The sequence below is a fragment of the Pseudomonas fragi genome, from assembly GCF_025426255.1.
Classification (GTDB): domain Bacteria; phylum Pseudomonadota; class Gammaproteobacteria; order Pseudomonadales; family Pseudomonadaceae; genus Aquipseudomonas; species Aquipseudomonas kulmbachensis.
The window spans coordinates 2,879,431-2,892,074 of the sequence record NZ_CP104861.1 but is presented as its reverse complement, the minus strand read 5'-3'; the positions used below and the strand labels follow the sequence as shown (position 1 = coordinate 2,892,074).

Below are 12,644 nucleotides of genomic sequence, written 5' to 3'. Positions count from 1 at the left end.
GTTCGGCGACGAAGTCGTCGTGAAATCAGGCGCTATGGTGTGTCAGTTGAGTCCGGGATTTAGGGTTTGCGACTGCTGCGCAGCCGAACGCAGCCTCGCCGGGGCTCGTCAGCGGCTACAGTAAATTACGAAAAGTCGCGCACCAAGTTCGGTGGTATGGACGCCTCACTGATGACGCCGTTTGCGTGAACCAGAGGAAGAGCACCGACGACTTAAAAAAACTACGCCGAAGAGCACCTCCAAGCCGAAATCATCCAGAAAGCCATGGCAAAAAATCGCCTTTAATACGTGGAATATAAACTGACTCACTTGAGTATCAGTGCAAGCCTTAACTTTTCCTCTTGGCTATCGAACCCAGCGTCAGCTCTAGGTCGTGAGACCTTCCGCCGCGCCCTTCGCTTGATCCAACCAGCTCTTGGGTGGTGGTGTCTGGGCCAACGTCCCAGCCAGTAGGTTCGCCGACGCTGTAGGTGCTGTTGCGTTCACTGCCTGCGAGGCTTTGAGTATCGCAATCAAGTCATCAGTGGTGGCGGTTTTCTCCGTCAGTACCGGAGGAACGGGCAACGCCTGGGCCGCTTTTGACAGGCTGCCCGTGTCGGCGGTAAAGGTGCGAATCGACTCCAATCCATCAAGCATCGGCAGTGCCAGACCTGTCACACGGTCAAACGCACTGATGCTTGGGAAACCCACCTTGCCGCGAAACACTGGGGTTCCCAGCGACGGTAGAATCAGCCCCACCAAGAAACGTGGGTCGCGGCGTTTAATGGTCAGCCCCACACTGGCCACTGCCAATGCCACGCCAACCACGCGTTCGGCGGTTACCAACAGCGATAGTTCGTTGTTGGATTCATTGTCGAAAAATATCCCGCGATAACGAAAGTAATCGCTGAAAACCTCTCGCTCATTCAATGCCGAGTTCATAAACCATGCGCGAGAGTCATGCACATGCTCATCAAACAACCGGATAATCGGAAAGACTTTATCGTTTAACGATTTGCCGTCTTCGCCAAATAGCTTGGCGTAATTCATCTCTCCAGCCTGGCGCAGGTCGGCATAGTGCTGGGCTTCGTCCTGCGAGTTGGTCATGTACACAAGCCCACCCACCAAGGTGTTGGCAAGGGTGCCAAGGCTAAACATTTCTCCTGCGCTCAAGTTCCATTCCGGCACATAGTCACGCCGGAAATCGGCCATGGCGTTGAGCAACTGTCGACAATCAAGGTTTGGCTCATACATCTTGCTGGTGTTGAGGGTGTTTGCGGGCGGGGTGCCTGTACGACGTTCATACTTCAACTTGGTAGCTTGATTAGTTTTTTGCGTCGCCAGCTGACTTTCAGACCAGACCGGCGCCGAGGTACCGGCACGGTTGGCTGCATCTTCCTCAAGTTGCATCTTGTGTAACGCCTCAAAGGCGTCGACTTCCTCAGCAGTCATGTCTGCCCCTGGACCGTTTTTCATCACCTTGACATAAGCGTCAGTGTGGTTGGCCCGGCCCTTGGCATAACGACTGATTCGCCAACCGGTAATCAACCCTGCTTCGCGGGCCATGACTTCTTCCAGTGGGCCGTTATCCATGGCGTCGAGCCAGGTGTTGAAGCGATTGATCAGAGTAGGGCCGATGCTGTACTCAATCACCGTCTTGCTATCCATAACTCGCCAAGGCCAGCGCGCTTCTAAGTCACTCCCGAGCGCATCTTTGGGAGCCTGCAGCGGGGCCCCAATCTTGTATGCTTCGCTGTACATATGGTGCAGGGCGAGTTGCGACAACACCACATGGCCACCCTCTGCGGCCCGGCCTTGGTCGCCAGGCGGGTAGCCGCCGCCGACGTCGGAGTGCATGCCGGGGTAGATGTACTCCGCTGTACCTTGACGATAGGTGGAAGGGCAGTTTGGATCGTCAGGGTGGGCTTTGCGCCGAATCGAGTCTACGGGGAAGCAACTGCGTTGTTCGTGAGCCGCAACCAGATGCACACAGTGCTCAAGAAACCGCTCCGAATCCGACAGGCGCATGGTGCCATCGGCCCAACCCATATGCCCGGCAGCAAACGGCATCAAGTACGGAATGCCCACCGAGGCCACGGTGTCGAACAACCCCATAAACACAATTTTGATCGGTAGCCCGGCAAATAAGTAGCAGGTATCTCCCTCCACATCGACCTTGGTCAAGGCTTCAAGCCAGGTGGCAAATGCTCGCGCCTCGGCGGCCCCCCGTGAAAAACCATAAACAAATAAACGCACGGCCATGATTTTAGGGATCGATTTGGCCGTATGAGCTGCATCAATTTGGCGTTCAAGTTCCGCCAGCGGTTGAGCCAACACCTCTCGGCGGCGCGTATAGCTGCTTTTGAATACTGAAGCCCCGAGTGCGTCTTCGGTAAGGCTGGTGCCCATTTTTTGCACAAGGGTGTAGGCATCGACTGGATCAAGGTAAGTCTTGCCTGATGCCCTTCTTAGGGCATCGATCAAACGGGTGAATCCCCAGTTGATCCGGTTCTCACCCCCCGTCGACATCATCAGCCCTTGGCTATCAGGTTTGAACTCGCCTATTTCTTTGAACTCAGTGCCAACCCCCTGCATGTAGTAGGCATAAAAGCCTTCTCGCTCAGCAGCCTCGCTGTCATTACTACCCACACTCGCGTGGTATAGGCGAGCCACATTGGTCGTGGTTGAAGGCAATGCCAGGCTGTCTGACGGCTCATGGTTGTTCGTGCCGTCAAAGCAAAGCGTGACCGTCACGATCTTCATGCATGGTGCACCAGGGTAAACTAGGCCAGCTGCACGGTGTGCGTCCATCGACTGTTGTTCAAACAGATGGTAGGCCACCTGTTGCACCCGATAATTACGCAATACATCCCTTGGTGTTTGCGGCAGCAGCCCACCTATTATGAAGTCAGGTGTCGGGCTGAGGAATTGCGCTGCAGACTTTTGGAGTGGCGGGATCATGGTTTCGGGCATGTGGCTGGCTCTTCCATTTTTTGAGGGAAGCGATAGGGGTATTTGGAGGTGCGGGGCATCATAAGACCTGCCGTAACAGCTACTTGGTTACACGGCAAAAAATGCACATTGACGACACCTAGCCGCTCATACTGAGCAACTGCCACAACCGCACGATGACGGGTGTAGTGAATTTCGTGCTCTCTAGCTGCCTTGCGCCAAGCATCGGAGTATCGAGGTTTAGGCCAATTCACATATCCATGCGGATTGGGGTCTTTCTCCCATTCAACCACCACGGTCAGGCCGGGGTGCCACTTCACTGGAAGCGGTGCGCAGCAGTTCTGTTTCCCACCGCCACCATAAGGGCTGACATTCGGCCCGCCGTTACCATTTACCGAGAACCGATTAATCGCCGCCGAGGTATGGCTGTAGCCCTCGATAGGCGTACCTAATCTTTCAGGCTCGGACTTCGCACAGCCCTGCAGCGAGATACCGCTCATTAACATCACAAGGAGTAAGCGGATCATAAAAGGTCGGCGTCCATCGCCTGCGGTGCAAGCGGTTGGTAGGAGTGGCGGGATCATGGCTTCGGACATGTGGCTGGCTCTTCCATTTTTTGAGGGAAGTTAAATGGGTAGCCTGGTTGGCCAGGAAGCACGGCTACAGCGGATACCGCAACTTGATTGCATGGTAGAAAATGAACGTCTATTGCGCCCAACTCGTCATATGGCGCGACAGCCACAACCGCACGATGACGGGTGTAGTGAATTTCGTGCTCTCTAGCTGCCTTGCGCCAAGCATCGGAGTATCGAGGTTTAGGCCAATTCACATATCCATGCGGATTGGGGTCTTTCTCCCATTCAACCACCACGGTCAGGCCGGGGTGCCACTTCACTGGAAGCGGTGCGCAGCAGTTCTGTTTCCCACCGCCACCATAAGGGCTGACATTCGGCCCGCCGTTACCATTTACCGAGAACCGATTAATCGCCGCCGAGGTATGGCTGTAGCCCTCGATAGGCGTACCTAATCTTTCAGGCTCGGACTTCGCACAGCCCTGCAGCGAGATACCGCTCATTAACATCACAAGGAGTAAGCGGATCATAAAAGGTCGGCGTCCATCGCCTGCGGTGCAAGCGGTTGGTAGGAGTGGCGGGATCATGGCTTCGGACATGTGGCTGGCTCTTCCATTTTTTGAGGGAAGTGAAACGGATAATCTGGACGACCGGGATACGTAGCACCCGCCGATACAGCAACTTGGTTACACGGTAAGAAATGCACGTTTACCAACCCCAAGTCTTCATATGGCGCAACTGCCACAACCGCACGATGACGGGTGTATTTGGCCGCATGTAGCTTGTAAGCAGCCCGGTAGCCATCTGTCCCAAGCGGAGGCCAGTTCACGTACTCATGCGGTTTTTGGTCTTTCTCCCATTCAACCACCACGGTCAAGCCGGGGTGCCACTTCACTGGAAGCGGTGCGCAGCACATTTGCCCGCCCCCATATCCGTAAGGAGCTAAATTCGGCCCGCCGTTACCATTTACCGAGAACCGATTAATCGCCGCCGAGGTATGGCTGTAGCCCTCGATAGGCGTTCCTAATCTTTCAGGCTCGGACTTCGCACAGCCCTGCAGCGAGATACCGCTCATTAACATCACAAGGAGTAAGCGGATCATAAGACGGGCTCGATACGAGACAGGGTTAGTGGAAGGTGTTTGCTCAGCGCGCTGGCGATAAAATCTTCGTGCTGCTGCTTTTCCAGTTTCTGCCGGTTGATATCCAGATGGACTGTGATAAGGCAGCGAATCATGGCTTCGCGTGAAGTGAACCCATGTTCATTGGGCGTTTTTTCGTAGTCCTTGAACCACTGAATCGCTGCGCTTAAGGCTTGCAAGTACGAAACCTGCTCATCGCTCATAGTCATCCCACTCAGCGTATTCTGGTTATCTGGACGGCTGTCGAATCCTGGAAGGGTTGCGGCTTTCTTGTCATGGTCGATCCAGTGCCACTGGATTACCGGGGCGTTAAAAAGCCCTTGCTGGCGGGAGTCAAGTTGGTCGTAAAAATACCTGAACAGGCGTGTGTCGTAATAACGCAGCACACCACAGCAGGCTCCATTGCTCCAGGTGGCCTGGGTAGCACCGCGCAAATGCGCGGCGAGCTCCGCAAAGGGCCAGCGACTGATGAGTATCAGAGCACAAAAGTTGTGATGAACCGCGTTAAGCAACTTCGCAATCTCCGCACACTGCTCCTGACTGGCCAACGCAATGCGCAACAGTACGGGGCCCTGATGCGCCAATTCTTGCTCAGGCGTTTGCTCAAATAGCCAGGCGCACGAAGGTGCAGGTGTCAATTCAAGCAGTGTTGGTAGCAGTGGGGTTGGCAGCGCCGCGCAATTGATCAGTACATCAAGGTGATCAAGTTGTGCGCTACGGGCCTCATTCATCAGGCGGTGCAGCCAATCCTTCGCGGTCGGTAACATGACCCTTCCTTGTTCTATGGTGTTCGCTAAATAAGTGTTAACGCGGCACTAACGCTTCGGCCTTGACCTGTGCGGCTAGCAAACAATCCTTGCACACCGGTTTTAGCGGCAGTGGCGGCTCGGTTTCTTGAGTGACCTGATTCGACTGGTTTTGTTTCTGTTCAAGTAAGGACGGCACGGCTAGCAGGCCGAGTAAGTTTGGCAGTAGCGGCGCCGTCGCTGTCCCGCTGATAGGTGCGCCACCGATTTGAATCTCGGTGCTGCTGAAGATTCCTCCGGGACCGATGACAATGTGCTGACCTGCGGCCTTCAAGGTAATGCTCGCACCCGCGTCGAAGATCAGGTGGGCCCCGGATTTGAGGTGGACTTCCTGGCCTGCTTCGACGACTAAGATCTGCCCGACGCGGGTGTGACTGCTGCTGGCAACCTGCAAGTAATCGTTGGCCTTGAGCTCTACCTTGCGATCCGCCGTTACCGTGCGCTGATCCTCCGCTTCGAGCACCACGATGTTGTTGCCCTTGACGGTTTCATGCCGCTCGTTACCGACCTCAAGACGACTATCGTTTTCGACCTTCTGCTCCATGTCACGCTGAGCCCGCAGGTAGATCAGTTCCTGGCCACTGCGATCTTCAATCGACAGTTCGTTGTAGCCGCCACTGTGGGGGGAGCTGTGGCTGCGCAGCACGGTTTTGGTTTTGTTCGCGGGCAATGGGTAGGGCACAGGCGTGACTTTGTTGGGCACGCAACCGGTAATTAACGGGTTGTCGGGATTACCTTCCAGGTAGGTCACCACCACTTCCATGCCGATGCGGGGGATGGTCACCGCACCGAAATTGTCCCCCGCCCAGCTGGAGGACACCCGTAGCCAGCAACTGCTCTTGTCGCTGCCCAGTTCGGCGCGATCCCAATGGAACTCGACCTTAACTCGCCCGTATTCATCGCAAAATATTTCTTCCCCCGCCGGGCCGGTGACACGGGCTGTCTGGCTGACCAACACCGATTTGCGCATGACCAGCGGTGGACGGTAGAACACGTCCCAGGGAATCGCGCTGAAGCTGTTGCGGTAACCTTGGGTGAAACCGTCTTCAGATTTAACCTCGCTAGTCACTGACTCCTCAAGAACCTGCGGCTGCTTGCCTGTGTGCGTCACACTGAGCAACAACCACAAATCGTTGCACTGCTGACGCGGATGTTCAGTCAAGTCGAAGAAGTGGCCACTGCGCAGGATCGGCTGGTTGCTTTTACCCTCGGCCAACTGGTAGTCGTTACGGTGTCGCTCCAGGGCCTGCCGGGCAATTTGCTTACCGAGCTTTTCATTTTCGTGCAGCACCGGGTAACGGTAATCTTCGAGCGCAGGACTGAACTCGGCAGTAAATTGGCTTTCCAGTAACAGGCTTGGACGTTTTAAATCATAGCCCCGGCGTGTGGCCGTGCTGGTACGAGTGCTAAACCGTATGGAGAACTGGCGGACCACCGGGTGATCAGCCACCAGGCCAGAGCCTTGCTGATACGGTGTGCCCCCCAGCTTGGGGAAATAGGTCTGGTCGTCAGTAAACACCAGTTGGTGGTCATCTTGGCTGTGTTGGTGGTGCCACGAAATGCCATCTTCACTGCACAGTCTCTGGATGAACTCGAAGTCGTTTTCACCGTATTGAGTGCAGTATTCGCGCTCAGGGCTGGTGTTGACATTAAAGGTATAGGCATCGGCCTGAATCCCGTGGCCCTGGAGCACTTTGGTCACGATCTGCGGCACCGTCAGGTGCTGGAAGATCCGTTGGTTGTGGCTGAATTGCAAATAGTGCAGAGCAGGCACCAAGGTCAGGTGATAGCGGGTCAGACGCTTACCCGCTTCACCCACAAACACATCTTCGATGCGCCCATGAATCCCTTCGCCATTCAGGCCAAACTGGAGAAAAGCCGGCTGACTGAGCAGGCTCTCCAGATTGAAATCAGGGGACTCACTGACGAGCTCCACCTGGATCGCATACAAGTTGCTGATGGCTTCTGTGCCCTTAAAGGCCAGTACCTTGAAGTCGTTGCGAACAGAGGGAATCAGTAACGTGAAGTGCGCAGCATTGGCCGGAGCGAACATACGCTTATCCTTAGCTGAAAAAGGAGGCAAAACGAGAAGCCCACCTGAGACGTAATAAACAGCATCAACCGCTAAAAAGGTCGATGCCGTGAAACAGCGAGTTAGCCTCAGCCAGCGACTGGGGTACGCCAGTCATCAGAACCCGAAGTACCGGATACTTCATGGGTCCAGGTGATTTTGCGGTAGGTGAACTCCACGTCTTCCAGATGCGTGAAGTGCGAGTTCGACGGGTCCTGGCAGTTATGCATGTAGTCCTTGATGTCGACGATAATCGCGTCTTCAAGTTTGGTGGTGTAGTAGTGCTCTTGAGTGCCCGCTGCCGAGGTGCGGTACCACTGGATGGTAATCTCAGTCAGGCGCTCGCCGGAGGTCAGTGCAGCCAGCAGCAGTGGTGAGGACTTGTCGAACACCTTGGTGATTTTGACAGGCTTGTGAATGCGCTGACCGGTCGGTTGACCCGATTGCGGATCGCGAGGAATGATCACTTCGTGGCTGAAGCCCTGAACCATGACCTGGTCTTCATGACCTTCCTGGTAGGTGTTGCCGACCGAGTCAGCGGTGAAAGCACCGGCGGTGATCAGGCCTTGTTTGGTACCCGTGATGGACATATACGCTGGTGTAGCCATGGATGCTCTCCTTGCTAAAAATATAGGAACCCACAGGCAATGTTTGCATTGCAGGCTCCATAACTACCTACAAGATGCATGCCAACAAAATTAAAGTCCTTATCTATCAGTGTCATGACTAGAAAGTTGAAGGGTTGGCTAGGGGTTTACATAGAAATTATCAATAAAAGTGCGCAAGAAGTTGCGCAGTGCTGTGCAACTTCTTGCGCACTTGTCTGTGAGCTTTTAAATACTTGACCTGTAGAGATGTATGCACAGGGTTATCCACATTTTAGTGCGCAACTTGTTGCGCATAGTGGCAGTTTGGTTTAGGTTGCTGAGTGCGCCGTAAGCAGGCAGGGGAGGCTTTCAGAAAAAATAAATCAAGTAAGTTTGTTCGTTTATTTGTGATTCTACAAAATTGGTTATTCACATATCTATAATGTTTTTAAGGGCAAGGTTTTCTGGTGCATGGGGTGCGGGGATATTAAAATTTTTACCGTGCATTAAAAATGATAAGTTTTTGGCTTTCAGTTTGCATGCATAAGGATGTTTCAATAGCCGAACACGCTTTATTACTCCTCCCTTTAGCAAAAAGCCCAAAGCGCTCACCCGATAAAGCCTCTTGGATTGATGCGACTATAGGTCAGAAAGCCCCATAATTTTCGACCGGGGTTCTTGGCAAACATACTGAGTGCCGTGGTTCAGTCACTGAATAATAGGGTGTTGATCGACGGTGGCGAGTTCCATCTTGGCAGATGGGCGCAGCTTTCGGACCTTCAATTTGATTGATGATTTCAACCGTCAAGTCTTGAACATGGAAATTGTTTTATCTCTCCCAGCTGAACGTGTGGCGCGAAAAGCCTCAGGCTATTGGCAGTGATAACGGCCCGGAATTTGTCAGTGCCAAATTCATAGTTCGGGCCGAAAAATAGGGCATCCGTTTGGAGTATATTCAGCTGGGCAACCGGCAGGGGGGCTTGACCTGGAACAGAGTCTCGACAGGGGTGGCGTATCGTCAGGCCGAGGTGCTGACAATGGAACCCGAACCACCTTTACCCTGAATTGTCAGCGCTTGTAGCAATGCTGCCGTCGCCTCCTGCAACGCCCCAACGGTCGCGGCCACTTGTGCCTGGGCGCCAGCCACTGCTGCCATCTTTGCCTCGGCGCTCATGTTGCTGGCCTGGATCTTTTGCAATTCCTGCATCTGCTGCTGCAGTTGTTTCTGCAGTTGGGCGATGTGTTTTTTAAGCTGCTTGACCGCGTCCGAGCTGTCATCACTGGTGTCAGCCGCTGGCGCCGCATTCGCGTCTCTGGATGCCCGCGGTTTCACCGGGTCGGTGGCTGCCGTGCTGGTGTCACTCACCGCGGTGCTGTCGGGGGCTTTGATGGTGGTCGTGCCGGGCGTGCTCTGAATATTCAGGCTCGATGCCAGGGGATTGATGCTGCCAACCATGTCGATTCGTCCTTTTGACTTTATGTCATTCAAGGCCATCGGCAGATCGCGCCGGTGCTTTAGTCAAAAAGGCAAAAAACAACGAGCAACCACTCATATGCTTATTCTATAAAAGTATTTAAATTAAATTTCTTATATCTATAAAGTCATACCCCTGCGTACAGGTCGACCAATCGACGCGCCGCACGAAATGAACCAGCACGGGACCTCCGTGAGTTTCTGATCGATTGGCGCGCCATTGGGTGTGCCCTGCGTGGGAGTGATTTATGTCTGCACCGTCTGCCTCTGCGATTGCCGTGAGCATCGCCCCTCAAGCCTTTGAAATCCGCCCGTTCAGCGGCGCAGTGGGTGCCGAGATTATCGGCCTTGATCTGGCATTGCCGATCAATGACCAGGACTTTGCGCGCATTCACCGCGCCCATCTGGAGCATCACGTGGTGGTGTTCCGCGATCAGCGCATTACCCCGCAGCAACAGATTGCCTTCAGCCGTCGCTTCGGCATTTTGCAAATCCATGTGCTCAAGCAGTTTCTGCTGACCGGCCACCCGGAAATCCTGATCGTCTCCAACATTATCGAAAACGGCCAATCCATCGGTCTAGGCGATGCGGGCAAGTTCTGGCACTCCGATCTTTCCTATAAGGAGCTGCCGAGCCTGGGGTCGATGCTGCATGCCCAAGAGCTGCCATCCGAAGGTGGTGACACCCTGTTTGCCGATATGCACAAAGCCTGGGATGGCTTGCCGCAAGCGTTGCGCAATGCAGTTGAGGGCCGCTCGGCCGCGCACTCGTATACCGCGCGTTACAGCGAAAGCAAATTCGAAGGCAACTGGCGCCCGACCCTGACCCCGGAGCAACTGGCACAGGTCAGCGAAGTGGTGCATCCGGTGGTCCGTACCCACCCGGAAAATGGCCGCAAGGCGCTGTTTGTCAGTGAGGGTTTCACCACCCGTATCGTCGGCCTGCCCGAAGACGAAAGCCGTCACTTGCTGGCCGAGCTTTACGCCTACAGCGTGCTGCCAGAGAACATCTATCGCCACCAATGGCAGCCCCATGACCTGGTGTTCTGGGACAACCGCTCACTGATCCATCTCGCTGCCGGATGCCCGAGCCATCTGCGCCGCAAGCTCTATCGCACCACCATTCAGGGCAATGCCCCTTACTGATCGTCCCCATATTTCAAGGAGCATAACCATGCCCACATCAATCAAATCCGTGGCCGCCAGTCTTGGTCTGGGCTTGAGTCTACTCGCCAGCAGTCTTGTGGCTCCGAACGTGGCCCATGCTGAAGGCGAGATCCGAATCGCCGAGCAGTTCGGCATTGTTTACCTGCTGCTCAACGTGGTGCGCGATCAAAACCTGATCGAGAAGCACGGCAAGGAGGAGGGCATCGATATCAAGGTCGACTGGACCCAATTGTCCGGCGGTGCGGCGGTCAACGACGCCTTGCTGTCGGGCTCGATTGATATTGCCGGGGCCGGGGTTGGCCCGCTGCTGACCATCTGGGACCGTACCCACGGCAGGCAGAACGTCAAGGCTGTGGCGTCGCTGGGCAACTTTCCGTACTACCTGCTGAGCAATAACCCGCAGGTCAAAACCATTGCCGATTTCACCGAGAAGGACCGCATCGCAGTGCCTGCCGTGGGTGTATCCGTGCAGTCGCGCTTTTTGCAATACGCCGCCGCCAAGCAATGGGGCGATAAGGAGTTCAACCGGCTGGACAAGTACACAATTGCCGTCCCGCACCCGGACGCCACTGCTGCGTTGATTGCCGGTGGTACGGAGTTGAGCGGGCATTTTTCCAACCCGCCTTTCCAGGACCAGGCACTTAAAAACCCTAATGTGCATGTGGTACTCAATACCTATGACCTGCTCGGCCCGAACTCGCCCACGGTGCTGTTCACCACCGAGAAGTTCCGCAACGACAACCCGAAAACCTACAAGGCCTTTGTCGAGGCGTTAACCGAAGCCGCCGAGTTTGCCCAAAACGACAAGGGTGCTGCCGCTGACACGTATATCCGCGTCACCAAGGCCAAGATTGACCGCGCCGAGTTGCTGAAAATCATCGACAACCCACAGTACGAATTCAGCGTGACGCCGAAAAACACCTACCCGCTGGCCGAATTTTTGTACCGCGTCGGGGCGATCAAAAACAAACCTGAGTCCTGGAAAGATTACTTCTTCCAGGATGCAAAACCGCTGCAGGGGAGCTGATACCCATGAATGCTTCCGTGCAAGGCCACACGGCCAGCCACCTGACCGCAACAGGCCCGGCCCTGTTGTCGGTCGACCAGGTCAGCCTCGAGTACCGCACACCGCAGCGTGTGGTGCGGGCTACCCATCAGGTGAGTTTCGAAATCGACTCCGCTGACCGTTTTATCCTCCTTGGCCCTTCGGGTTGCGGCAAGTCAACGCTGCTCAAGGCGGTCGCCGGGTTTCATTCGCCCTGCGAAGGACACATCCGCCTGCTGGAGCAAGCCGTCACCGCCCCGGGGCCGGATCGCATGGTGGTGTTTCAGGAGTTCGATCAACTGCCGCCCTGGAAGACGGTCAAGCAAAACGTGATGTTCCCGCTGCTGGCTTCCAGAACCCTGCCTCGGCGCGAAGCCGAGGAGCGAGCGCTGCACTATCTGGACAAGGTCGGTTTGACGGCGTTTGCCGATGCTTACCCACATACCTTGTCCGGCGGCATGAAGGCTCGCGTGGCAATCGCTCGAGCCTTGGCGATGCAGCCGAAAATCCTGTTGATGGACGAGCCTTTCGCCGCGCTCGATGCTCTGACCCGGCGCAAGATGCAGGAGGAGTTGTTGCTGCTCTGGGAAGAAGTACGTTTTACCTTGCTGTTTGTCACCCATTCCATCGAAGAGGCGCTGGTGGTCGGCAACCGGATATTGTTGCTGTCGCCGCATCCGGGCCGTGTGCGCGCTGAAATCAACAGTCATCAATACGGGCTGCACAGCCTTGGCGGTACGGAGTTCCAACAGGCGGCGCGGCGCATCCACCGGCTGCTGTTTGATGAAAATGACGTTGCAAGCAGCGAACAAGCGCTGAACTTCGCCGATATTCGTATCGCTTATTGAGCT

11 protein-coding genes and 1 pseudogene are annotated in these 12,644 nt (G+C 55.1%); 4 read left to right on the top strand and 8 right to left on the bottom strand.

The window, feature by feature from the left end; genetic code table 11:
* Positions 1 to 366: 366 nt before the first annotated feature.
* From N7D90_RS13215 to N7D90_RS13185, 7 genes are all read right to left on the bottom strand, one after another.
* On the bottom strand, positions 367 to 2,742 hold the full coding sequence (locus N7D90_RS13215; RefSeq protein ID WP_261738436.1) for a T6SS phospholipase effector Tle1-like catalytic domain-containing protein: 2,376 nt from the start codon (positions 2,740 to 2,742) through the stop codon (positions 367 to 369).
* 194 nt (positions 2,743 to 2,936) lie between these two features.
* A complete protein-coding gene (locus N7D90_RS13210; protein WP_261742441.1) occupies positions 2,937 to 3,431 on the bottom strand; it encodes a DUF3304 domain-containing protein in 495 nt (164 codons plus the stop codon).
* Positions 3,432 to 3,511: 80 nt separating this feature from the next.
* Positions 3,512 to 4,006, bottom strand: a complete 495-nt coding sequence (locus N7D90_RS13205; RefSeq protein ID WP_261742440.1) for a DUF3304 domain-containing protein — start codon at positions 4,004 to 4,006, stop codon at positions 3,512 to 3,514.
* An 80-nt stretch (positions 4,007 to 4,086) separates the two neighbouring features.
* Positions 4,087 to 4,578 carry a DUF3304 domain-containing protein gene (locus N7D90_RS13200; RefSeq protein ID WP_410012301.1) on the bottom strand — a complete coding sequence of 164 codons (492 nt, stop codon included), beginning with the start codon at positions 4,576 to 4,578 and terminating at the stop codon, positions 4,087 to 4,089.
* Positions 4,579 to 4,601: 23 nt separating this feature from the next.
* On the bottom strand, positions 4,602 to 5,375 hold the full coding sequence (locus tag N7D90_RS13195; protein ID WP_261742439.1) for a DUF4123 domain-containing protein: 774 nt from the start codon (positions 5,373 to 5,375) through the stop codon (positions 4,602 to 4,604).
* 73 nt (positions 5,376 to 5,448) lie between these two features.
* Positions 5,449 to 7,503, bottom strand: coding sequence for a type VI secretion system tip protein VgrG (locus N7D90_RS13190; RefSeq protein ID WP_261738434.1), 2,055 nt, complete (start codon positions 7,501 to 7,503; stop codon positions 5,449 to 5,451).
* Positions 7,504 to 7,610: 107 nt separating this feature from the next.
* Positions 7,611 to 8,129, bottom strand: a complete 519-nt coding sequence (locus N7D90_RS13185) for an Hcp family type VI secretion system effector (RefSeq protein WP_261738433.1) — start codon at positions 8,127 to 8,129, stop codon at positions 7,611 to 7,613.
* 739 nt (positions 8,130 to 8,868) lie between these two features.
* On the opposite strand from N7D90_RS13185, the pseudogene N7D90_RS13180 reads away from it, so the two are divergent.
* A pseudogene (locus N7D90_RS13180) lies at positions 8,869 to 9,040 on the top strand (IS3 family transposase); the annotation flags it as partial.
* Between the two features lie 86 nt (positions 9,041 to 9,126).
* On the opposite strand, the gene N7D90_RS13175 reads toward N7D90_RS13180, so the two are convergent.
* Positions 9,127 to 9,564 carry a hypothetical protein gene (locus N7D90_RS13175; protein WP_261738432.1) on the bottom strand — a complete coding sequence of 146 codons (438 nt, stop codon included), beginning with the start codon at positions 9,562 to 9,564 and terminating at the stop codon, positions 9,127 to 9,129.
* 266 nt (positions 9,565 to 9,830) lie between these two features.
* Here N7D90_RS13175 and N7D90_RS13170 point away from each other — a divergent pair, with 266 nt between their 5' ends.
* Genes N7D90_RS13170 through N7D90_RS13160 form a run of 3 tightly spaced genes read left to right on the top strand, consistent with a single transcriptional unit; the run spans position 9,831 to position 12,641 of the window.
* Positions 9,831 to 10,727 (top strand): TauD/TfdA dioxygenase family protein, encoded by an 897-nt coding sequence (locus N7D90_RS13170; protein WP_261738431.1) that lies wholly within the window; start codon positions 9,831 to 9,833, stop codon positions 10,725 to 10,727.
* A gap of 28 nt (positions 10,728 to 10,755) precedes the next feature.
* Positions 10,756 to 11,775, top strand: a complete 1,020-nt coding sequence (locus tag N7D90_RS13165) for an ABC transporter substrate-binding protein (RefSeq protein WP_261738430.1) — start codon at positions 10,756 to 10,758, stop codon at positions 11,773 to 11,775.
* A gap of 5 nt (positions 11,776 to 11,780) precedes the next feature.
* Complete coding sequence (locus N7D90_RS13160) at positions 11,781 to 12,641, top strand: ABC transporter ATP-binding protein (protein ID WP_261738429.1); 861 nt, start codon at positions 11,781 to 11,783, stop codon at positions 12,639 to 12,641.
* Positions 12,642 to 12,644 lie beyond the last annotated feature (3 nt).